Raw genomic sequence first — 22,258 nt, 5'->3', positions numbered from 1 at the left:
CCGTGCCCTGGCGCACCATCTTCCGGATCTCGTCAGCCGTGCGGGCCATGCCCGTCCTGCTCGTGTGGATCACGATGTACAGCGGCAGAATGACCGGCTGGATCACCGACGGCTACTGGCCTTCCGTCACCGCCCAGAGCAGCTTCCTGCTCAGCTTCACAGCGCCCGCCGTCGCGGCCTGCGGGGCCTGGGAAGGCCTCAAGGTGCGCCGGTCCGCGGTCCTCGGTACGGCACCCGCCCGTTCCGCCACCGCCATCGCCCTCCCCCTCCTGGCCCCCACCCTGGCCCTGGGCACCGTGTCCGTCCTGGCTGCCCTCGCCCTGTTCGTGCCGCAGGCCGGCGGCCTCCCGGGCTGGTCCACCCCCGTCGTCATCCTCCTGGAACTGCTGGTCGTCCTCGCGCACACCGTGGCCGGCTACGTACTCGGACATGTCCTGCCGCGGCTGCTCGCCGTGCCCCTGACCCTCGTCGCCAGCTTCCTCTGGATGGCCTACCCGTCGACCCTCGACGCCTTCTGGGTCCGTCAGCTCAACGGCCGCAACCTCACCGAGTGCTGCGCGCTGGACCAACTGCCGGCCACCCGGGCGGTCCTCGCGCCGACCGTCGTGGCTGTCGGGATGGTGGTCGCCGCCTGGATCTGGACGAGGCTGCGCGGGAACTACCGGCTGACCGCCGTCCTGGCACTGGTGGCCACGGCGACGGCAGGGGCGGGGATCGCGGCACCTCTCGGATACCGCGCAGCGCAAGCACGTCCGGAAAGCGAGCAGACCTGCACCACGGCGGCGCCACGGGTGTGCCTGTGGCCCGAGCAGCGGGCCGACGCCACCAGCATCACCGACTGGGCGGTCGAGGCCCACCAGCGTCTCCAAGCCGTTGGTCTGGCACAGCCCTTGACGGTGGCACCGTTATCCGCCCGGCCCGGTAAGGACGAGGTGCAATCACTCGTCGCGCTGGGGTACATCCCCAACGGGGCTCCCGACTGCGCCAAGGAGTCGTTCGCCCGCTGGCCCGGCGTGGAGGCGGTCGCCCCACTGTCGTCCTGGCTGAAGCTCACGGCCGGAGTCACCCCCAGGACGGTCGAAGGCAGCTACCGGCCACAGGAGGTGCAGATCGCCCGTCAGGTCATGACACTCCCGCAGGGTGAACAGCTCGCGTGGTTCCGGAAGAACGCGGACACATTGGGTCGCTGCGACGTCAAGCCGGTCCTGGACCCCGCGCAGTACCATCAGCCGGGCGCGCCCTCCTTCCAGGCGGCCCGATGATCTGGTGGCTGCGCATCAGGTACGTGCCCGCCGTCGCCGTCGGCCTGCTCTCCTGCATCCTGCTGGGCAGCGGCGCCGACTCCGTGACGGTCCCCATCCCGGTGGTGATCGGCGGGCTGACGTTCGACCTGCCCATGTCCTCGCTCCTTCCGCTGGTTCCCGTCTGCCTGATCCTGGAGGGCCAGGCCCGTGCCGACGCTGTCGCGGAGCGCGTCGCGGTCCGCGCCGTGGGCGGATGGGACGCGGTCTTCATGGCCGCATGTGTCGTGGTCTGCGCGCTGGCCGCCGTCGTGGCATCCACGGCGGGCGCGGGCAGCGCCGCCACCGCCCTGGCCCGCGACTTCGCCGGCTACCTCGGCCTCGCCCTCATCATCCGCTGGCTCGCGGGAGGGCGAGTCGCCACGGCGGCCACTGCGCTGTTCCCCTTCCTGTGCGCCTCCTTCGGTCTGGTGCACAACAGGCCCGGCATCTGGGCCTGGCCACTGCACGACGCCAGATCAGTTACCGCGTCGATACAAGCTCTGGTCCTGCTTGCCATCGGTGCTCTCTCGCTCGTCGTCCCCCCGTTGCGCCGGCGTGCCGGTGTCGATGGCGACTGACGTCTCGATCGCTGTCGGAGCGGGACCGTCGGATGAAGGGGGCCTCGGTCGTGGCCGCACCGATGACGTGCCCGCCCGAGTCGCGGCAGCGAGCGGTTGCCGCATGACGGGCTGCCGATCCGGCTCAGAGGAACAGGGCGACGATTCCGGCGAGCAGGCCGGCGGCGATGCCCAGGAGCATGACGGCCATCAACCCGACGCCGGCGCTGGTGAGCAGGATGCTGCCCTCCGGGGCGTGGCCGCGCCAGGCGGTCGTCAGCAGCCAGCCGGCCGACACGGTGCCCAGGACGAGGATCATGGCGGCGGCGATGCCGTACTTGATGACGGGTGACGCCGACGGTTCGTGGGCCACGCCCTTGGCCAGCCGTACCGGCAGCCGGGTGCCGGCCCGGTGTTTTCCGCTCGTGTCCTGTACCACGATGGGCCGGGCCTGGTCCGCGCCGCCGCCGGCGGGGGTGAAGCGGCCCTTGCAGTTGGTGCCGTCGTTGTAGCCCTCGCTGTCGGACACCTCGTAGCAGTCCTCCACCACGACGACGCCGTCCGGCGGGCCCAACCCCAGGGCCGCGCTCATCCGCTCCGCGGCCAGTGTCCAGGTCAGCGCCGCGGCTCCGGCCAGGAGCGCCACCGCCAGTACCGCCGCCGCGATCCGTGTTGCCGTCCGCACCCTCGCCGCCTCCCTCCCCGTATCCGCGCCCGCTCGGCGGACCGGTCCTGCATCGGCCAACTGATGGTGACAGCAGCGTAGTTGACGTTCAATGCCCGCACCCGCCCGAAAGGTCCCGGGGCCTACCGCCCGACCTGTGGGGCGTGGCGCGCACCCGGCGTGCCGCGAACGCCGACGCCCCCGGCCTGGACAGCCGGGGGCGTCAGCGCGTTCGGGCACGGGACGGGTGCGGCGCCGGCTACTTGACCGCGCGCAGCGCGTTGACGATGCCGAAGCCGTAGAAGCCGTTGACGCGCTTGCCGCCCGCGCAGACGGGGTCCGCGGCGGCGTCGCCGTTCGGGCCGGCCGGGCAGCCCGGGTTGTCCGCCTGGGCCTTGAGCAGTGCCTGCAGCTGGGCCGGGGTCGCCTCCGGGTGGGCGGACTTCAGTAGCGCGGCCACACCGGAGGCGTGGGGAGTGGCCATGGAGGTGCCCTGCTCGTAGCCGTACTGGTTGTCGGGCAGCGTCGACAGGATGCCGCCTTCCTTGGACGGTGTGTCCGAGGCCTGGTACTGGTCGCCGCCCGGCGCGGCGACGTCGATCACGCCGAGGCCGTAGTTGGAGTAGTACGCCTTCGCGCCCTTGGCGCCGGTCGCGCTGACCGTGACGACGCCCGGCAGTTGCGCGGGCAGGTCCCAGCATCGGTGCGGGTCGACCGTCCGGCTCGCCGGGGTGGAGTCGTTGGGGCTGCCGCCGTCGGTGAAGCCGTCGGAGGCCAGGTCGTGGTTGGCGTTGCCGGCCCCGGCGACGTTGAGGGTGCCCTTGCGCTGCGCGTAGAGCTGGGCGCGGTTGACCGCGTCGACGATGGCCTTCTGGTCGGGGTCGTCCAGGCAGTTGTACTGCCACGGGTCCACGTAGTAGCTGTTGTTGGTGATCTGCACACCGTGGTCGGCGGCGAACACGAAGGCGCAGACGACGCTCTCGGCGTAGATCAGCTGGCGCGGGGTGGGCTGGGAGACGGTGATGCCGGAGACCTTCACCCCGGGTGCCACGCCCGCGACGCCGACGCCGTTGCGGGCGGCGGCGATCGTGCCCGCCACGTGCGTGCCGTGGAAGTAGTTCGCGTCCACCGGCCGCCAGGAGCCGTACGTGGTGTCGGCCTTGCCGCTGGCGCAGTTCGCGGACTGCGAGGGGGAGAAGTTCGGGGCGAGGTCCGGGTGGGTGTCGTCGACGCCGGTGTCGATGACGGCGACCGTGACGTCCCTGCTGCCCGGGTTGATCTCCGCGGCCTTGTCCGCGCCGATCGCCCGCAGGGCCCACTGCTCGGCTTCGAGGGGTTCGGTGCCGCTGCCGGACGCCTTCGCGATCGTCGCCACCTCGGCCTCGGACAGGCGCCGCACGGCACCCGCCTCGGTGGTCCCCGCCGCGCTCAGCGGCGCGGTCCGCGTGGCACCCGCCGACTCCACTCCGCGCACCGCGCGCAGCCGCCCGCCGAAGCCGGGGTCCGCCGAGTGGGCGACGATGACGCCGATCCCGTCGTACGTGACGACGACGGTGCCGCCGGCCGCGGTGATGGCCCGCTGCACCTCGGCGATCGTGCGGTGGTCGGTCCTGGTGTTGACGACGTACGACAGGGTGTGCGCGTCCTCGGCCTGCGCGGCGGACGGTATTCGGGGTGCCGCCGAGGCCGAGGCGGGAAGGAAGCCGAGCGAGGCGGTCAGCGCCAGCGCGACCGGGACGGCCAGGCCGAGCCGGGGCAAGGAACGTCGTCGAGCCATGTGGTCTCCGCATCATCAGGGTGGGGGACCCGCCCGACAGCAGAGTGACGGCCGGGCAGGCACATGAGGGTGGTACGGGAGTAAAGCTGTCCACCACCTCGCCCCGATATGCCGACCGTGCCCAAGACGGCCCGCGCGACCGGGAGTTCCCGCACCGGGCACGCCCCCCCGGACGCCCGCCAAGGTGCGCGGCCCCGCGTCGAACCGGAGAGCAGGGATCGACAACTGCCCCCGGAACGCCACGGCTTGGTCGCCAGGGCGTACACCGTGACCGGGCCCGGGGCCCCGCCCCCAGCCGCACCGCCCGCGAACCCCCCCCGGCCCGGGGCCGCGTCCTCCATGGGGTGGAGGGGCGGCCCCGGGCCGGGCGCGGAGGTGGGGATCAGGCGCCGGGCGGGGTCACGTAGCCGGAGATCTTCCAGTTCTTGACGCCGCCCTTGGCGGTGCGCGGGTCGATGTGGCGGTGGGCCACCTTGTTGCTGACGTTGCCCTCGACGGTGTCCAGGGTGCCGTCACGGTTCACCGAGACCACCACGCCCACGTGGCCGCCCTGCTCGTAGGCCGGCGGGCCGTAGACGACGAGGTCGCCGGGCTTCGGCGAGCCGGTGTGGAACAGGTGGTGCTCCTGCCCCCACTTGCCGACCCCGCGCCCGAGCAGGGTGGTCGGGGCGCTCTTCACCCCGGCGTGCCGCCAGGTCCACTCGGCGAACGCCGCGCACCAGGAGGTGTTGCGGCAGGTCTGGCCCTTTCCGGTGAGGTACTTCTGGCAGGCCGAGTCGCTCTCGGTGACCCCGATCTGACCGCGCGCCGCCGCCGCGATCCGGTCCCGCAGGGTGGCTGCCGCCGGTGCCGCGGCACCCTCGCGCAGGGCGTCGGCGTCGGCAGTGGTCCCGCCGGTGACGGTGGCGGTGGCGCTGCTGTCGGCGGTGGCGGTGGAGCCGGCGGCGGGCGGGGTCGCCGGGAGGGCGAGCGCGTCCGCCGCGCCGGTCCCGGTGAGCGCGGCCGCCGTCAGCACGGCGAGGGCGACGGCGCGGCCCGTGCGCTGCTTGAGGGTGGGGAGCGTGAGGTGACGGGTCGGGTACATCGGTGACTCCTTCGAGTGCATCCCGTGCCCCGGGGCGGCATACGAATGCCCGGGTACGGGAGAGGGTGGGATTCGCCGGGGGTTTCACCGGCTGGTCGTCAGCGTTGCACGGCCGGGCCGCCGACTCCTACGCTGCGCGATCAGATGGTTACTCATTCGTATGCAGTCGGGTATGCGTGCGCTCCGAGCTGCGGATATGCACGGGCCGAAGGAGAGGGGAGCGGACGGATGCCGGACAGGGGAGTCACCGGGCCGGAGGCGGAGGGCGTCGGGGCCGGGCCGTCGGCGCGGGTGGAGCTGGCGCGGACGCTGCGCGAGTGGCGGGCCCGTGCGGGGGAACTGCCGCAGAAGACGGTGGCCCGGCGGCTCAACATCGCCCAGACCACCGTCTCCCGCTACGAGAGCCCGGACGGCCGGCACCCGGCGCCGGAGGCGGCAGTCCGCGCGCTCTGGTCCTGTTACCGGCTGGCGGAGGGGGACCTCGACCAGGCGCTCGCCCTGCGCGCGCGGGTGGACGAGGAACTGCGGGCGGGGGCGGCATCCGCCAAAGTGGCGGCCCCGGTGCCGGTGGCGGCGGTCGCGGTGGCGGCAGGAGCGGCCGTGGGTGAGGCGGTGGTGGTCACCGGGGCCGGGGAGCCGTCGGCGGCCCCGGCGGCGGGCCGGAGCCGGCACCGGGTCGCCTGGGTGGCGGTGGCGACGGCGGCCCTGGCCGGGGTGGTCGCGGGCGGGCTGCTGGTCCACCGCCTGCTCGCCCCGACGGCGACGACCGGCGGGGCGGACGAGGCCCGCCGGTCGTCGCCCGCCGCCGCGCCTCCTGCCGCCTTCCCGACCACCGACTTCGACATCATCTACGGAAACACCTCCACGAAGGGCACCCTGACCTGGTACAACCGCTCGGTCGGCCTGAGCGGGCAAGGCAAGTCCGAGGACTCGGCCGACTGCCGGGACACCATGGCGACGAGCTACTCCGCCTCCGGCAGCGAACTGGGCAGCATTCACACCGGCGTCGTCTGCGGCGCAAGCGAGAACTACAACGCCGCAATCCCCGCGGATGTTGCCGGCGGTGCCTCCACCGTCAGGATCTGCCTCGACGACGGCGCCACCCCGCCCGCCGTGCTCAAGTGCCAGGATTCCAGGCGCCCCTGAGACCGACGTCTTCGACATCTGCCGGCTCAACGGCGAGACCGTCCCGGGCCCCGCTTCCCGCGCTTCCACGACCTCGCCGGGCCGGCCCGGCTCACCGGCGGCCACCTGCCCGGTCGCCCGCTGCCGGAACGCGCCGCGACGCTACCCTATGTGGAGTTAGCCGACACCATGGGACTATGAGGGGGTTCACATGAGACTCGTCCTGGAGGACGTGTCCGAGGACCTGGCGCGTGAGCTCTTCGCGCTGCTGGGCAGGCACGGGGCGGCGCCGGTGCTCCAGGACGCGCAGTGGACCGTCACCAGGGCCGCGCAACTCCTGCGGGACCTGCCGGCCACCGCCGTGCAGATCATCCGCCTCGCCGCCGAAGGCGAGGGCTGGGTCGCCTCCGGCCACCTGCGCGGCCCCGACGGGTCGGAGTCCCTGCGCGGTCGGTCCGGTGCGATCACCAAGGCCGTCAACCGGGGTGCCGCCAAGAAGCGCTGGCCCGTCGGGATGCCGCAGCCCGTCGAGGCGCAGTACGACCCCGAGAACCCCTCCTACCAGCGCACGACGGGCTACGTCATGAACGAGGACCTGGTCCCCGTCTTCAAGGCCGCCCTGGCCCGCATCGACCGGGAGACGGCGGCGCTCGCCACCGCGACCGTCACCGCGGAAGGCGGCGCCTGATGGACCGCAAGACGTACACCGCCGAACTCGCCGGTCTGCGCGAGCTGCGCGCCGGGATCACGGCCGCCGAGAAGCAGGTCGCGGCCGCGCGGAAGGAGTTGGACAGGCTCGCCGCCCAGCGTTCGCGACGGGTGGCCGGGCTGGCGGGGTACGAGGGCGCGAAGGCCGACGCCATCGCGAAGGCCGCGGGCTTGTCGGTCGGCGACGTCGTGCGGATCGCCCCGCTGCTGGATCCGACCCCGGTCGCCGTCCGCGCGGCCGCGCCCGTCCCGGTGCCCGTCGCGGAAGTGGCGGAAGCGGAGGAAGCGGCAGAACCGGCGCCGGTTGCCGAGCCACCCGCCGCCGTCGCCCCGGCGCTGACCCGCCCCGTCGCCGTACTCGAGCAGCCGGCCCCGGTCGAGCAGCCGACCCCGGCCGTCGCCGCGCCGGTCGTCCCAGCGGCCTCGGTACGTCCGGCGGTCGAGGCCGGCCCGCGCGAGCTGCCCACCCTCCCCGAAGGCCCGGCAGGCGCCCGGTTCGAGGCCGTGACGACCGGCCTGCTCTCCAAGCGCCCGAACTTCACGCAGCAGGCCCGCTCCACGGTGTTCCTGGACGCGGCCGCCGGGATGCTCGCGGTCCGCGACCAGACCGTGCGCCTCGACCTCGGCGCCCGCACCCCCGGGGAGATCCTGGACGCCGTCCTGGCCACCGCGCCCGGCACCGAGCGCGTCTACATCACCGCCGGCGCCCCCTGGCACGACGGCGCTGAGCGCTACTCCACCCTCAAGGACGCCGTCGCCGCCTGGCTGAACACCCCGTCCGAGCGGTGGACCACCGCCGTCGGCTCCGGCCGCGACAAGCTCGCCGGCCACTTCGTCCACCAGCGCCAGCCCGTCGGCCGCTACGCCCCCACCGCGGCCCCGGACAGCGGCACCACCGAGATCCGCTCCATGGGGGAGTGGTTCGACCCGGACGGCGCCGACGTCGTCACCTGCCGTCAGGCGTTCACCCTGCTGTGGCAGGCGCTGCGCCGCCACTGGGACGACGCGGTCCTCATGGGCTCGCCGTCGCAGACCGGCCGGGACCTGTGGTCGCGCACCGTCCCGACCACCGGCAAGTGGGCCGGCGGCTACCCGGTCCTGTCCGAGGAACTGCGCGGCCTGCTGCACGCGACCGGCGGCCAGGGCCGCACCGAGCTGGTCCTGCCCCCGCGCGTGCCGCAGCAGCTGCCCGCCCTGGTGGAGTACGACCGCACCTTCGCCTACGCCAAGCACCTGTGGAAGTCCCCGGTCGGCACCCCGCGCCGGATCACCGCCGCCGGGTTCGCCGCGATGACGGAGGCCGAGCAGACCAAGGCCCTGATGTCCTGCTCGCACTGGAACGTCAAGGTCACCGTCCCGCAGGGCTGGAACCACGTCGGCCTGCTGCCCGCCCCGGTCACCGGCGACCGCGCCTGGACCTACCCCTCGGCGCCCGGCGAGACCTTCACCACCTGGGCGGGCGGCGCCGAGGTCCACCTCGCCCTGGCCAACCACCTCGCACCGTGGCGGATCGAGGTCCTCGGCGGCCTGCTCTGGGAGGACGGCAAGCCGCTCGACGAGTGGGGCAAGCGACTCAAGTCGGCGTGGGCGGACCTGACCAACCTCTCCCGCATGCACGGCGACGACCGCCAGCGCACCGCCGCCTACCTCGCCTCCCGCGCCGTCCGCGCGGTGCTGCTGTTCGGCCTCGGCGGCTTCGCCCAGCGCCCGCGCCTGGTCTCCGGCACCACCCCGGTCGGCGAGACCCTGCCCGCCGGGGTCGAGATCCTCGGCCGGGACGACCAGGTGGTGACCTGGCAGCGGCAGGCCGGCTTCTCCCGCGACCCGTACGCCCACCCCGAGTGGGCCGCCTACGTGTGGTCCGGGGCGCGGGCGGCGCTGCTGGACATGAGGTACCGCCAGGGCAAGGAGGTCATCGGCCACGCCGGCGCCCTGCACGCGAAGCCCGGCACCGTCGTCTACTTCGGCACCGACGGCATCGCCCTGACCGAGCGCCAGCCCTGGCCCTACCGCGGCGAGCCCGGCGACTACCTCCTCAAGGGCCACCTCACCGGCCCCGTCGAGCACCCCACCAGCCAGGAGCAGTACCTCAAGCTGCGCGGCCTGGGCCGCGCCGAACTCGCCGCGGAGGAGACCCGGTGAGCCCGGCCGACCCGAACCAGCCCAACGAGGCCGCGCGGCTGACCCAGCAGCTCATCGACCACGGCTACACCAAGCGCCAGGTCGCCACGATGCTCGGCCGCGACGCCTCGCTCGTCTCCCAGTTCTTCACCAAGGGCAAGGGCGCGAGCATGGTGGGAGCGCTGCGCCAGCTGGTCCGGGCGGTCCGCGGCGGCGAGCGCGACGAGGAGACGCTGTCCGGGATCGCGGAGGCGAACACCAGCCGCCGCCGCACCAGGACCGGGCAGAAGGCCCGGGTCCGGGGCAAGGACACCGTCGGCGAGGCCGGCGGGTCGATGGCCGGCCGCGCCGGGAGACAGGCCATCAGGTCCGGCGCCTCCCACCTCGCACCCGTGGTGCACGAGACCGGCCGGGCCGGCGGCCGCCTCGCCTTCACCGTCCGGATGAAGGCCGACCAGTACGTCTACAGCGCGGGCTCGGAGCAGGACTCCGGCGGCATCCGGCGCGGGTTCGTCCCCCGCGCGGACGGCACCGAGGAGCGCACCTACGGCTCCGCCGGCACCGGGGGCTTCGACGCCGCCGAGTGGTCCCGGCGCGTCGCCGACCACCACGGCGACGTCACCGAGGCCATGAAGACGTGGCTGGTGGAGACCGGCCGCGCCATCGCCGACGCCGACATCCAGTACCTCGAAGTCCGCGGCTGGATCCCCGGGGAGAACCGGTGAGCGCAGGACATCCGGACCGGCACACCGCACCGGACCCCCACCGCCCCACATGGTTCGCCGGCTCCGACGAGAAGCTCACCGTGCTGCGCCGCGCCGCCGAGGCCCGCGGCGTGGCCCTCGACCCGGCCACCCCGCCGAGCGAGGAGGACGCCCAGGAGCTGACCGACCGACTCGCCGACATCCTCCTGGCCGAGGGCGGCTTCGACGGCGACTGGCGGACCACGCCGTTCGGCGACCTGGTCGAAGGCCTGATCGACGCCCTCCACCGCTACGCCTACCCCGACGAGCACTGACCCCTCCCCTCAGCACCCGGCACACGAATGGAGACACCCGCGTCGTGGAGAGCACCACCGCCACCGCCGAGCAGGACGCGCCGACCGGGCCGCCGCTCCCGGCGCAGCCGCTCGGTATCGCCGTGGCGAACCCGCTGCCGCTGCACGGGTTCCAGAAGGACGCGGTGGCCGCCGCCGTGCGCGAGGTGAAGGACGGCGGCCGCGCGACGGTCGTCGCGGCGACCGGCTCCGGGAAGACCCTGATCGCCGCCGGCTGCGCCCGGCGCCTGGCGGCGAGGGGCCGGGTGCTGGTGCTGGTGCCGACGATCGAGCTGCTGGAGCAGACCGCCGAGGCCTGGTCCCTGCGAGGTGGACGCCGCGGCCTGGCGGTGGCGGCCTGTTCACGGGAGGAGGCGCTGGAGAGCGCGGAGGCCGGCGGCCGCGTCCACGCCAGGGTGACCACCCAGGCCCCGCGGATCGCCGACCTGGTCGCCGGTGCCCCCGACGACCAGCCGGTCACCGTGTACGCGACCTACGCCTCGCTGGAGCGGATCGTCCAGGCCCACCGCGAGTTCGGCCTGCCCGCCTGGGACCTGGTCGTCATCGACGAGGCGCACCGGACCGCCGGCGCCGAGAGCAAGGCATGGGCGGCCGTCCACGACGACGCCCAGGTCCCCGCCACCCGGCGGCTCTACTTCACCGCGACCCCGCGCATCGCCGACGACCGGCGCGCGAAGGACGGCCTGGCCGACCTCGCCGACGCCGACAGCCAGGCGCTGCCCGCGCTCTGCTCCATGGACGACGAGAGCATCTACGGCACAACCGTCTTCACCTGGACCCTCGGCCAGGGCATCGAGCACGGCTACCTCGCCGACTACCGCGTCCTGGTCCCCGTCGTCACCGACGAGGACCTGCGCGAACTGCTCCGCCTCCCCGCCGTCGCCGACCTGCGCACCCAGCGCTCCAACGAGGAACTGCTGCGCCTGGCCCTGCAGATCGCCGTGCTGCGCGCCGTCGCCGACCTCGACCTGCGGCGGGTCATCACGTTCCACTCCCGGGTCAGCGCGGCACGGGAGTTCGCGGACACCCTGCCGGACGCCTCCCGGCTGCTGGAGGACGCGGAGCGCCCGGAGCGGATCTGGGCGAAGGCGGTGGCCGGCACGGACCGCCTCCGCGACCGCCGGGCCGCGTTCGCCGAGTTCAAGGCCCACACCGGCGAGGACGGCGAGGAGTGCGGCATCCTCTGCAACAGCCGGCTGCTGACCGAGGGCATCGACGTCGCCGCGGTGGACGCCGTCTGCTTCGCCGACCCCAAGAGCTCGGTCATCGACATCGTCCAGGCCGTGGGCCGCGCCCTGCGCCAGTCCTACCAGCAGGGCAAGGTCTCGTGGATCGTCATCCCGGTCTACCTGCCGACGCCTCAGGCCGGCGACGACACCGCCACCGCGCACCCGTCCGAGGTCCACGACGCCGGCGAGGCCGTGAAGGCCGAGGCCGATACCGAGATCGAGGCCTCCAGCTTCCGTACGATCTGGCGGGTCCTGCGCGCTCTCGCGGCGCACGACGCCCGGGTGGTCGGCCGGATCACCGAGCTGCGCGCCCACCGCTCCCAGGGCGCCGCGCACACCACCGCGGCCAAGCCGGCCGAGGGCGATCAGCAGCCGGCGGCCCCGGTCGAGTCGCCGGTCGAGTGGCTGAAGGTCGACGCCCGCCGGCACGCCGCGCGCATCCTCCAGACCGTCAAGCTGCGCGCGTTCAACCCGCGCGCGGTCGAGTGGCAGCGGATGCACGCCGTCGCCGCCGGGTTCCACACCGGGCACGGTCACCTCGACCCCGTCGACAAGACCAGGAACGCCGAGCTGATCTCCTGGCTTACCCGCCAGCGCCACCTCCACGGCCAGGGCCTGCTCGACCCGGCCCGGATCTCGGAGCTGGACGCGCTCGGCATGATCTGGTCGAAGAACGCCAACGCCTGGGAACGCGGCGCCGCGTACGCCGCCGCGTTCCACCGCCGGCACGGCCACCTCGCCATCCCCGCCACCGCGAAGCTGGACGACTACGCGGTGGGCGCGTGGATGCGCCGCCAGCGCAAGGCCGACAGCCTCGACCCCGGCCAGGTGGCGAAGCTGGACGCGCTGGACGAGCTGTGGCGCCTGGAGCCGGACTGGAACCGCTCCTACCGCCGCCTGCTCGCCTACCTCGCCGCCGGCGGAGCCCTCGACGGCCCGGTGAACCGCACCGGCGGCGAGGCCGACCCGGCCTTCCGCCCCGGCACCTGGCTGCGCAAACAGGACAAGGCCCGCACCGACGGCAAACTGACGAATCGTCAGATCACGCTCCTGGACGCCCTCCACCGGCACGCCGGGACCGCCACCGGCGGCCGGACCGGGTGATGCTCCGCCGAAGGGCGGCCCGCGGAGCCGCCCTTCGGCGAGCGCACGTCCGACGTGCGCCGTGCGTCCCCCGACGGTCCGGGGAGTCGACTGCCCCGGGCGCCGGCGGTGCTGCTACTTCTGCCAGCCGACGGTCTCGGGCAGCGGGCTGTAGAAGATGGCGGCGCCGACGTTGGCGAGGCCCTTGCGGATGCCGTAGGTGGAGGGGCCGCTGTAGAGCGGCAGCAGGGAGTACTGCTGGAGGGCCTTCTGCTCGACCTCGTTGACGGCCGCGATCTGCTGGCCGAGGTCGGCGATCTCTCCGGTGGCGCGGATCTCCTTGTCCAGTTCGGGGGTGCCGGCTCCGGTGATGTTGGAGTCGCGGTCGGAGCAGTAGAAGTCGCACAGGTACCGGGCGCCGAAGGGGTCCGTCGAGCGGTTGCCGGAGATGAACAGGTCGAAGCGGCGGTCGCTGAGGACCTTGGAGAAGTCGTTCTCGGAGACCTTGTTGACGTCCACCTTCACGCCGACGGCCTTGAGCATCGCGGTGAACGCACTGGCGGTGGCCTTCTCGATGGGGCCGTCGCCGAGCAGGGTGTAGCCGATCGCGAGCTGCTTGCCGTCCTTGGCGCGGATGCCGTCGGCCCCGGGCTGCCAGCCGGCCGCGTCCAGGGTCCTGCGCGCCTCCTCCGGGTCGTACTTCAGCACGGAGGCGACGTTGTCGCGGTAGCCCTGCTGGAAGCTGTAGAGCACCGACGAGCCGGGCAGTGGCTCGGTGTAGTCGAGGCCCTGGAACCGGATCTTCGCTATCTGGGCGCGGTCGATGCTCTCCTGCACGGCCTTGCGGACCTGGACGTCGCCGAGCAGCGGGGACTTGGTGTTGAGGTACAGCGAGTACTCGAAGGGGCTGCCGCCGCTGCGGATCTCGGCGTCCTTGACCGTCTTCACCTGCTTGAGGTTCTCCGCGGTCCCGACGGGGGCGTAGTCGAGTTCGCCGTTCTTGAAGGCGTTGATCGAGGCGGCGCTCTCCAGGTTGACGTAGACGCGCTTGTCGAGCTTGCCCGGCCGGCCCCACCAGGTGGGGTTGCGCACGAAGGTGATGTTGCCGGAGTGGTCGTCCCAGGTGCCCACGGTGTACGGCCCGGTGCCCCACTCGGGGTGGGCGGTCTTGACGTACGCCTTGTTGAAGTTGTCGACGGTGGCGGCCTGGGGGTGCAGGAAGGTGGTGAACAGCGCGGACCAGGAGGCGTTGACGCCCTTGAAGGCGATGACCGCCTGCTTGTCGTCCGCGCCCCGGGTGACGGAGGTGATGCGGTCGTAGCCGTCGGTGGAGGAGGCCGCGTACTCCTTGTCGGAGCCGTTGTTGGCCTTCCAGGTGGCCTCGATGGCCCGCCAGTCGATCGGGGTGCCGTCGTTGAACACGGCCTTGGGGTTGAGGGTGATGACGACCTTCTGGTCGCCGCCCTCGACGGAGACCTTCACGTCGCTGTAGTAGTCCGGGTTGTACTGGACCTCGCCGGTGGGCGAGTAGGTGATGGCGTCGGCGTTGTACCAGGACCAGACCCGCAGCGCGTTCAGGGTGCCGTTGACGTTGAACGGGTTGCCCTGCTCGTCGAAGGTCCCCGCGGAGGTGTAGGTGCCGCCGTCCTTGATGTTCTCGTACGGCTGGGGGTTGTAGTCGGTGACGGAGGACGCGACCTTGGCGGCGTTCTTGGCGTCCTGCCCGGGGGAGGCGCCGGTGGAGCCGCCGGAGGGGGACGAGGAGGAGCAGGCGGTGGCGGCGACCGAGACGGCCGCGGCGAGCGCGAGGGGCAGGGCGAGCTTCCGACGCATGGGGTGTCCTTGGTGGGATTCGGTGAGACGGGGAAGAGCGGGGGGTGGGGGTCAGACCGCGTGGCAGGCGTACCGGTGGTCGGAGCCGTCCGGGGCGCCGACGGTCGCCGGCCGTTCGGTGCGGCAGCGCGTGCGTACGGCCTCGTCGGCCTCCCGGTGGAGCGGGCAGCGGTCGACGAACACGCAGCCCTGCGGCAGCCGGGCGGCGCTGGGCTGCTCGCCCGCGAGGACGATGCGCTCGCGGTGGCGCTCGCGCTCCGGGTCGGGGACCGGGACGGCCGACAGCAGGGCCCGGGTGTACGGGTGCCGGGGCCGGGCGAAGATCTCCTCGGTGGCGCCGGACTCGACGACGTGTCCGAGGTACATCACCGCGACGCGGTCGGAGAAGTAGCGCACCACGGCCAGGTCGTGCGCCACCACGAGGTAGGCCAGGCCCAGTTCGCGCTTCAGCCGGGCGAGCAGGTTGATGATCTCGGCCTGCACGGAGACGTCCAGGGCGGACAGCGGCTCGTCCAGGACCAGCAGCCTCGGCTCGCGGGCCAGGGCGCGGGCGATGCCGACGCGCTGGCGCTGGCCGCCGGACAGGGCGGCGGGGAAGCGGTCGCCCATGGCGCGGTCCAGGCCCACCAGGTCCAGGAGTTCGGTGACCCGGGAGCGGACGGCCGTGCGGTCGGCGCCGGCGGCCTGGAGCGGTTCGGCCAGCAGGTCGAAGACGGTCAGCCGGGGGTCCAGGGCGTCCGTCGGGTCCTGGAGGACGATCTGCACGTGGCGCCGCAGCTCGCGCACCTCGGCGGCCGAGCGCAGCGTGGCGACGTCGGTGCCGGCCACCTCGATGCGGCCGCCCTCGGGGGCGCGCAGCCGCAGCACCTCGCGCAGCGTGGTGGTCTTGCCGCTGCCGGACTCCCCGACCAGGGCCAGGGTTTCGCCCGCGCGCAGTTCGAAGCCGACGTGGCTGACCGCGCGCAGGGTGCCCACCCGGCGCTTGAGCAGGGCGCCCTTGGTGACGGGGAACGTCTTGACCAGGTCCTCGACGCGCAGGACCACCTCGCCGGCGGTCCGCTCGGCGGGGCCGGCCGTCGGCACGGGCGGGGCCGCCCCGACCGGGTCGAGGCTGCCGTCGGCGATCTCCCGGGCGCGGTGGCAGGCGGCGCGGCCGGGCCGCCCGGCCGGCGCCGGTGCGCTCAGGTCCGCTGAGGTCAAGTCCGGTGCGGCCAGGCCTGGTTCGGTGGTCCGGCACACGTCCACGGCCACCGCGCAGCGGGGCGCGAAGGGGCAGCCGCCGGGCAGGGCCACCAGGGACGGCGGCTCCCCGCCGACCGGGACCAGGGGCCGCGGGACACCGCTGTCCACGGTCGGGACGCTGGCCAGCAGGCGGGCGGTGTAGGGCATCGTGGGACGGCGGAAGAGCTCGTCGACGCCCGCGTGCTCGACGATCCGCCCGGCGTACATGACGGCGACGTCGTCGGCGTGGCCGGCCACCACGCCCAGGTCGTGGGTGATCAGGACGAGGCCGGCGCCGGTCTCGCGCTGGGCCAGGCGCAGCACGTCGAGGATCTGCGCCTGGACGGTGACGTCCAGCGCCGTGGTGGGCTCGTCGGCGACGAGCACCGAGGGCTTGTTGGCGATGGCCAGGGCGATGACGACGCGTTGGCGCATGCCGCCGGAGAACTCGTGCGGGAAGGACTTGGCGCGTTCGCGCGGGTCGGGGATGCCGACCAGGTCGAGCAGTTCCACCGCCTGCTCCCAGGCGTCCTTCCGGGACAGCTCCCGGTGCACGCGCAGGGCCTCGGAGAGCAGCCGGCCGACGGTGAAGATGGGCGTGAGTGCGGACATCGGGTCCTGGAAGACCATGCCGATGTCCTTGCCGCGGACCCGGGAGAGCTCCTTGTCGTCCATCGCCGCCAGGTCGCGGCCGCCCAGCAGGATCCGGCCGCCGAGGCGCGCGGTGGGCGGCAGCAGGCCCATGACGGCGAGGGCGGTGGCGGACTTGCCGGAGCCGGACTCGCCGACGATGCCCAGGGTGCGCCCGGGCAGCAGGTCGAAGTCGACGCCGCGCACGGCCTCCACCGGTCCGGCCTCGGAGGGGAAGGAGACGCTCAGGCCGCGTACGGACAGGACGGGTGCGGGCCCGGCGGGGTCGGTGGACCCGGTGGGAGCGGTCGCGGGCCCGGTGCGGGGGGCGGGTGCGAGGGTCATCGTCGGGCTCCTGCCGCGCCGGTGGTGGACGTGGGGTCGAGGGCGTCGCGCAGGCCGTCGCCGACGAAGGTCATCGAGACGGTGAGCAGGACGGTCAGCCCGGCGGGGAAGGCGAAGAGCCAGGGGGCGCTGGTGATGGTGCCCGCGCCGTCGGCGAGCATCGTGCCCAGCGACACGTCGGGGGTCTGGACGCCGAAGCCGAGGAAGGACAGGGCGGTCTCGCTGAGCACGGTGGAGACCACGCCCAGGGTGAGGTTGACGATGAGCAGGGAGCCCAGGTTGGGGATGATGTGGCGCAGCACGATGCGCAGGGGGCGCACGCCCATGTACTCCGCGGCGCGCACGTAGTCGCGCTCGCGCAGGGACGTCGACACCGACCAGACCACGCGGGCGGTGGACATCCAGCCGAACACCGTCAGGACGAGGATGAGGACCCGCCAGTCGCCCGCCAGCCGGTGCGAGACCAGGGCGAGGACGAGGAAGGACGGCACGACCAGCAGGAAGTGGATGAGGGCGAGGGTCGCCTTCTCCACCCGGCCCCCGACGTAGGCGGCGCCCGCGCCCACGACCGCGGCGAGGGCGACGGTCAGCAGGGACACGGTCACCGCGATCACCAGCGAGCGCTGGAGGCCGTGCACGGCGGCGGCGTAGACGTCGTTGCCGCCCTGGTTGGTGCCGAACCAGTGCTCGGCGCTCGGGGCCTGGGTGAGGGCGGAGAAGTCGGTGTCCGCGAAGCCGTACGGGGTGAACAGGCCGCCGAGCGCGCTGAACAGCACGAGCAGCAGGAAGATCACCACGCCGGCGACGGCGGTCCGGTTGCGCAGGAAGCGGCGCAGGTAGAGGCGGCGCCGGCCCAGGTAACGGCCGTCGTGCTTGTCGTGCCCGTCGTGCTTGTCATGCTCGGCGGCCGCGTCGGGACCCACAGGGGTCACAGGGGTTACAGGAGTGCTCATCTCAGCTCACCCGCACCCTCGGGTCGAGGAGGACGGTGGCGATGTCCGCGAGGATCGCGCCGACCGCCGTCAGGGCGGCGGCGAACGCGGCGGTCGCCACGGTGCCGTGCACGTCGTTCTTGCTGATGGTCTGGATGAAGTACTGGCCCATGCCGTTCCAACCGAAGATCGTCTCCGTGAGCACCGCGCCGGTGAACACCGCCGGGATGCCGAAGGCCACGGACTGGGCGGTGGGGATCAGCGCGGTGCGCAGGGCGTGCCGGCGGATCGCCTGGGCGCGGGTCAGCCCGGTGGCCCGGGCGGTGCGCACGAAGTCGGAGCCGATGACGTCCAGCAGCAGCGAGCGCTGGGTGAGGTGGTAGCCCACGTACCCCGTCAGGGTGAGGGTGAGCGTCGGCAGCACCAGGTGCAGCAGCCGGTCGCCGACCGTCGCCCAGAACCCCTCCACGCCGGGCGAGTTCTCGCCCGCGACGTACAGGAAGTGCCAACCCGCCTGCTCGTTCAGCCGGATGGCCAGCAGCACCAGCGCGAGGGCGGCGATCGACACCGGGACGTTGAACAGCGCCATGGACAGGGCCTGGGCGGCCCGGTCCCGCCAGCCGTACTGGCGCGAGGCGGTGTGCACCGCGAGCGCGACACCGACGACGACCGACAGGACCGTCGCACCGGTCACCAGCTCGGCGCTGACCAGGGAGCGGTAGCCGATCTCCCCGTTCACCCGCACCCCGACCGGGGAACGGCCCCAGTCGAAGCGCAGGACCACCCCGGTCAGCCAGTCCCACCAGCGGTGCAGCAGCGGCTCGTGCGGGTCCAGGTTGTAGGGGGCCAGGGCCCGGGAGATCTGCTCCTCGGTGCGGACCGGGCGCAGCTCCTTGAAGTTCGAACGCGGGTCGAGGAACCAACTGGCCAGGAAGTAGGTGGCGTTGGTGGCCACGGCGATCACCAGGAACCAGCCCGCCGCCCTGCGGGTCACGTACCGGAGCACGGACGCCACCTCCCCACCGGATGCGACGGGTACGGCCGGGGAGCGCCGGGTCTGGGGGAGTTGGGCATGCGGGTGGAACTTCCTCGATCCAAGGGGTGGTTGCACGACCGTGCAGAGGCCAGTCTGTGTGCGAGCGACACCCGGCACCAGGGACCAGGGCAAGTGGACACGAACACGAAACGCGCCCGCAGCACATGGACGCGTTCGCGTCACAATTCGTCGAATCCGCAGGTCGCAGGGGCCGCGGCGGCCACCGGTCCGCGCCGTCGCCGAGCGTCGGCGGGCGCGCCGCCGGCGGCGGACCACCCGCCGCCGGGAAACAATCACGCCATGGACAAGGACATCACCCGCACGGTGGACGCCCTGTGCGAGGCCGACGACGCGGACGTCTCCGTACTGCGCGCCGAGGTCGAATCGCGGGTCGCCACCGGCGAGTTCGACTGGGCCGGCGGCCTCGCGGCGGAACTCGCCGCCCGCACCGCCGCCGGCCGGGACCTTCAGGGGCACTGCGCCGCGGCCCTGTACTGGACACTGAACGCCCTGGCCGCCCGCCCGGGGCCGCAGAGCCTGCGCGCCCTGGTGCGCGTGCTGGACTCGCCGCACCCCGGCGTCTCCCCGCGCTACCTGGCCGCGGTCGTCGCCCACGGGCACCGCATCGAGGACATCGCCGACGAGGTCTTCGACCGGGCGCCCGAGACCGCGGACGCGCGCGAGTTCGCGGCCTGCCTGCTCCACGAGACGGTGCTCGTCTCGGACGCGGTCAACGGCCACCCCGCGCTGCGCGCCTTCGCCGACACCCTCCTGGCCGAGGGCCACCCGCTCGCCGTACTGCCGCTGGCCCTGCTGCCCGAGGAGCACGGGCTGCGGCGCCCCGCGGGGGCCGCCGACGACTGGACCTGGACGGTCCCGGCCGTGTGGCCGGAGCCGGGCGACGCGCTGGAGACCACGCCGGCGACGCGGCAGCGGGCGGCCGCGGCCGAACCGACCGAGACCAGCCTGCCCGCCACGACGGAGGCCATGGGCGCGGCCGTCGCCCACTGGCTCGCCCAGTCCAACGGCAAGCTCGCCGCCCAGGAGTTCTGGCTGCCCGACCCGGTCACCCCCGAAGACCTCCCGGCACTCCTCGCGCTCCTGCCGCTCACCCCCTGGCCGCCCGGCCAGACCCCGGCCCGGCTCCACCCCTCCGACCCCGACCTCGCCCTACGGACCCTGCTCACCGCCGCCCTGCGCGCACCGGCCTACGGCCACGGCAACTACGGCGCCTACGGCAGACTCGCCGCCTGGCGCTCCTTGGCCGCCCTGACCGGCACCCCCGCCGACGCGCCGATCACCCGGACCGCCGACCGCGTGCGGCAGACGACCTGGCTCCGCCTCGGCACCGCGTCCGCCCCCTGGTTCCACAACGTCGCCTGGGACCTCGCCCTCGCCGCCCTACACCCCGACGGCCGACACCTCGCGGTCCTGGCCGCCACCGACACCGACTGACCACACGCCACCCCGGCCGGCCGGGCCCGCAGCCGCAACCCGGCCTCCGGGCAGCCCCCTCCGGCCTGCCCCGCCCGCCCTTCCCGTCACCGGCAGCAGCGCTATCGCCCTCGGCTGGGCCTGCGCCCCGATACCGGTGAGCGGGGTGCCGGCGACGCCCGTCGAACTGTCCATCGGCCGACGTTATGATGTTCGATGCTCTACAGAGCGTGTCGAACAGCATGGGGGGAACATGGGCATCGATGGTGCCGGAACGGGGTTCGGCGCTCATCCGGAGAAGCTCGGGGACGCGGGCGACAAGCTCGTCGCGGCCGGCGGGGACGTGGGTGGTGTCAAAGCGGCCCTGGACAAGCTGAACATGTCCGACCCCGCCGTCCTCGGCGAGTACGGCGCGGGCGACGCGGCGAAGGCCTTCTGGCAGGCCTGGCAGGACGAGCTCCAGGTGAACGTCGACGCGCTGAAGGATCTCGGCGGCAAGGTGCACACCACCGCGGCCAACTACGCGACCACGGACCACGGCGTCCAGCAGCAGTACCAGCAGGGGGCCTGACCGTGGCCGACCACAGCGCGCACCCGCTCGGCGGGCCGTCGGGCAGCCAGCGCCAGCAGGCCGAGAAGCTGAAGAAGACCATCGACGAGTCCCACGGCATGTGGGGCGCCGGCGACCTCAAGTACGCCGTCCACGACGCCCTGCAACTGCCCGCGCCCAAGGGCGACTCCGGCAAACTAGGCGAACTCGCCGCCGCCTACAACACAGCGAGCGGCCGGCTGGACCAGATCCAGATGACGGTGACGCAGGTCGGCTCGCAGCAGCTGCCCGACGCCTGGACCGGGCAGGTCGGGGAGAAAGCCGCGGAGGTGGTCAAGGCCTCCGCCGACGACCTCGGGCGCTGCCGCGACGCCCTGGGCAAGGGCCGGGACCAGCTCAAGACGCTGGCCGGCGCGCTGAGCGAGGCTCAGGTCCTGCACGGGCAGGGCCACGCGCCGCTGGCCGAGGCGCTGAAACTGCTGCACGACATCACCGTCGGCGATATGCCGGACCCGGTCCACTGGGACGACGACACGATGCACACCGCCCAGGCGAAGGCGAGGGAGGGCATCAAGTCGGTCCACGACGCCGCGGTGAAGGCCGAGAACGCGGGCCGCGCCGCCGCCCGCGAGCTGAACGCGCTGGCGGGCAAGGCGCTGGCGGGCAAGTTCAAGAACAAGGGCCTCAGCGCGGAGGACAAGCTGGTCATCGTCGATGCCGCTCTCGCCGGCAGCCAGGAGTACGGCAGCATCCTCACGGCCAACGACGTGACGCGTGCCGGCCAGGTCATGGACAAGATGAGCGAAGCCGACAGGGCACGCTTCGACCAGCTGCTGGCCGGCTGCAAGTCCCCCGAGGAGCGCGCCTACCTGATGAAGGCGCTCGCCGCCGGGCACAGCTACGACGAGGTCAAGAAGTTCGACGACCTGATCCACGAACACGCCGACGATCCCGACTGGCTCGCCGATCGGATATCCCCGGTGCAGCTCGACGCGACCTCCACCCAGAAGACGGACACGGCCTACCAGGGCGTCAAATGGGGTCAGGGACCGTATCCGACCTGCGTGGCGGCCTCGACCGTGACCGCCCGGGCGATGGTCGACCCGCTCTTCGCCTTCCAGCTCACCACCGGCGGTCACCCCGGCGACCCGGCCTACGACAACGGTCAGGCGTCGAAAGAGCGATGGGACAAGGAGACCAACCGGGTCTACGACACCCGCTCCTGGTGGCACTTCGACAAGGGCGGGATGTGGGACTGGGAGTCCGACGACGTCGCCGACGACGAGATCGGCAAGCACACCGGCGCGGAGTACCACAACGTCGACCTCGACAGCCGCGACAAGCGCCAGAGTGCGCTGACCGAGATCGAGCAGAAGATCGACGAGGGCAAGCCCGTCCCCGTGTCGGTCCGCGGAGACGGCGGCCACCAAATGATGATCATCGGACACCGGGGTGACCAACTGGAGCTCTACAACCCCTGGGGCTACACCGTCTGGGTCAGCGAGAGCGACTTCATCAACAACCACATGGGCGGCGCCTCCGACGACAGCCTCCCCAACGTCACAAGCGTCCGAATGCCCAAGTGAGGC

The 22,258-nt window shown here is 73.2% G+C and carries 18 protein-coding genes; 11 read left to right on the top strand and 7 right to left on the bottom strand.

The genetic code is table 11. The features are described 5' to 3' along the window. Positions 1–2: 2 nt before the first annotated feature. On the top strand, positions 3–1,262 hold the full coding sequence (locus ACWDD9_RS21030; protein WP_387975223.1) for a DUF7224 domain-containing protein: 1,260 nt from the start codon (positions 3–5) through the stop codon (positions 1,260–1,262). Then, positions 1,259–1,861, top strand: a complete 603-nt coding sequence (locus ACWDD9_RS21025) for a hypothetical protein (RefSeq protein ID WP_387975226.1) — start codon at positions 1,259–1,261, stop codon at positions 1,859–1,861. The genes ACWDD9_RS21030 and ACWDD9_RS21025 overlap by 4 nt, the downstream gene beginning before the upstream one ends. Positions 1,862–1,985: 124 nt before the next feature. On the opposite strand, the gene ACWDD9_RS21020 is transcribed toward ACWDD9_RS21025, so the two are convergent. The 3 genes from ACWDD9_RS21020 to ACWDD9_RS21010 form a co-directional block, all read right to left on the bottom strand. Then, positions 1,986–2,525 carry a hypothetical protein gene (locus ACWDD9_RS21020; RefSeq protein WP_387975229.1) on the bottom strand — a complete coding sequence of 180 codons (540 nt, stop codon included), beginning with the start codon at positions 2,523–2,525 and terminating at the stop codon, positions 1,986–1,988. A gap of 238 nt (positions 2,526–2,763) precedes the next feature. Then, positions 2,764–4,281: a S8 family serine peptidase gene (locus ACWDD9_RS21015; protein ID WP_387975232.1), complete on the bottom strand. Its 1,518-nt coding sequence runs from the start codon at positions 4,279–4,281 to the stop codon at positions 2,764–2,766. A gap of 382 nt (positions 4,282–4,663) precedes the next feature. After that, positions 4,664–5,365, bottom strand: a complete 702-nt coding sequence (locus ACWDD9_RS21010) for a CHAP domain-containing protein (RefSeq protein ID WP_449812299.1) — start codon at positions 5,363–5,365, stop codon at positions 4,664–4,666. Positions 5,366–5,593: 228 nt separating this feature from the next. Between ACWDD9_RS21010 and ACWDD9_RS21005 the strand changes: the two genes are divergently transcribed. The 6 genes from ACWDD9_RS21005 (at position 5,594) to ACWDD9_RS20980 (ending at position 12,709) form a co-directional block, all read left to right on the top strand. Next, positions 5,594–6,511 carry a helix-turn-helix domain-containing protein gene (locus tag ACWDD9_RS21005; protein ID WP_387975238.1) on the top strand — a complete coding sequence of 306 codons (918 nt, stop codon included), beginning with the start codon at positions 5,594–5,596 and terminating at the stop codon, positions 6,509–6,511. 190 nt (positions 6,512–6,701) lie between these two features. Beyond that, entirely contained in the window at positions 6,702–7,178 is a 477-nt protein-coding gene (locus tag ACWDD9_RS21000) for a hypothetical protein (RefSeq protein WP_387975241.1), read from the top strand. Then, positions 7,178–9,340, top strand: coding sequence for a hypothetical protein (locus ACWDD9_RS20995; RefSeq protein ID WP_449812298.1), 2,163 nt, complete (start codon positions 7,178–7,180; stop codon positions 9,338–9,340). The genes ACWDD9_RS21000 and ACWDD9_RS20995 overlap by 1 nt, the downstream gene beginning before the upstream one ends. Then, positions 9,337–10,044 carry a helix-turn-helix domain containing protein gene (locus tag ACWDD9_RS20990; RefSeq protein WP_449812297.1) on the top strand — a complete coding sequence of 236 codons (708 nt, stop codon included), beginning with the start codon at positions 9,337–9,339 and terminating at the stop codon, positions 10,042–10,044. The genes ACWDD9_RS20995 and ACWDD9_RS20990 overlap by 4 nt, the downstream gene beginning before the upstream one ends. After that, positions 10,041–10,337 (top strand): hypothetical protein, encoded by a 297-nt coding sequence (locus ACWDD9_RS20985; RefSeq protein WP_449812296.1) that lies wholly within the window; start codon positions 10,041–10,043, stop codon positions 10,335–10,337. The genes ACWDD9_RS20990 and ACWDD9_RS20985 overlap by 4 nt, the downstream gene beginning before the upstream one ends. A 44-nt stretch (positions 10,338–10,381) precedes the next feature. After that, complete coding sequence (locus tag ACWDD9_RS20980) at positions 10,382–12,709, top strand: Helicase associated domain protein (protein ID WP_449812295.1); 2,328 nt, start codon at positions 10,382–10,384, stop codon at positions 12,707–12,709. A gap of 114 nt (positions 12,710–12,823) precedes the next feature. Here ACWDD9_RS20980 and ACWDD9_RS20975 read toward each other — a convergent pair whose 3' ends face one another. The 4 genes from ACWDD9_RS20975 to ACWDD9_RS20960 all read right to left on the bottom strand — a co-directional run bounded on the left by ACWDD9_RS20975 (position 12,824) and on the right by ACWDD9_RS20960 (position 18,655). Continuing rightward, complete coding sequence (locus tag ACWDD9_RS20975; protein ID WP_449812294.1) at positions 12,824–14,521, bottom strand: ABC transporter family substrate-binding protein; 1,698 nt, start codon at positions 14,519–14,521, stop codon at positions 12,824–12,826. Between the two features lie 51 nt (positions 14,522–14,572). Next, positions 14,573–16,717, bottom strand: a complete 2,145-nt coding sequence (locus ACWDD9_RS20970; protein WP_449812293.1) for a dipeptide ABC transporter ATP-binding protein — start codon at positions 16,715–16,717, stop codon at positions 14,573–14,575. Next, positions 16,714–17,574, bottom strand: a complete 861-nt coding sequence (locus tag ACWDD9_RS20965; protein ID WP_449812373.1) for an ABC transporter permease — start codon at positions 17,572–17,574, stop codon at positions 16,714–16,716. The genes ACWDD9_RS20970 and ACWDD9_RS20965 overlap by 4 nt, the downstream gene beginning before the upstream one ends. Before the next feature lie 97 nt (positions 17,575–17,671). Next, a complete protein-coding gene (locus tag ACWDD9_RS20960; RefSeq protein ID WP_049649271.1) occupies positions 17,672–18,655 on the bottom strand; it encodes an ABC transporter permease in 984 nt (327 codons plus the stop codon). A gap of 330 nt (positions 18,656–18,985) precedes the next feature. On the opposite strand from ACWDD9_RS20960, the gene ACWDD9_RS20955 reads away from it, so the two are divergent. From ACWDD9_RS20955 to ACWDD9_RS20945, 3 genes are all read left to right on the top strand, one after another. Further along, positions 18,986–20,140: a DUF6183 family protein gene (locus tag ACWDD9_RS20955; RefSeq protein ID WP_449812292.1), complete on the top strand. Its 1,155-nt coding sequence runs from the start codon at positions 18,986–18,988 to the stop codon at positions 20,138–20,140. 232 nt (positions 20,141–20,372) lie between these two features. Continuing rightward, positions 20,373–20,690, top strand: a complete 318-nt coding sequence (locus tag ACWDD9_RS20950) for a hypothetical protein (RefSeq protein ID WP_380739742.1) — start codon at positions 20,373–20,375, stop codon at positions 20,688–20,690. Between the two features lie 2 nt (positions 20,691–20,692). Then, positions 20,693–22,255, top strand: coding sequence for a hypothetical protein (locus ACWDD9_RS20945; protein WP_449812291.1), 1,563 nt, complete (start codon positions 20,693–20,695; stop codon positions 22,253–22,255). Positions 22,256–22,258: the final 3 nt, after the last annotated feature.

The organism is Kitasatospora sp. NPDC001119 (genome assembly GCF_053598475.1).
Note: the sequence above shows the minus strand (reverse complement) of the source record. Positions and strands in the feature narration are given on the sequence as shown.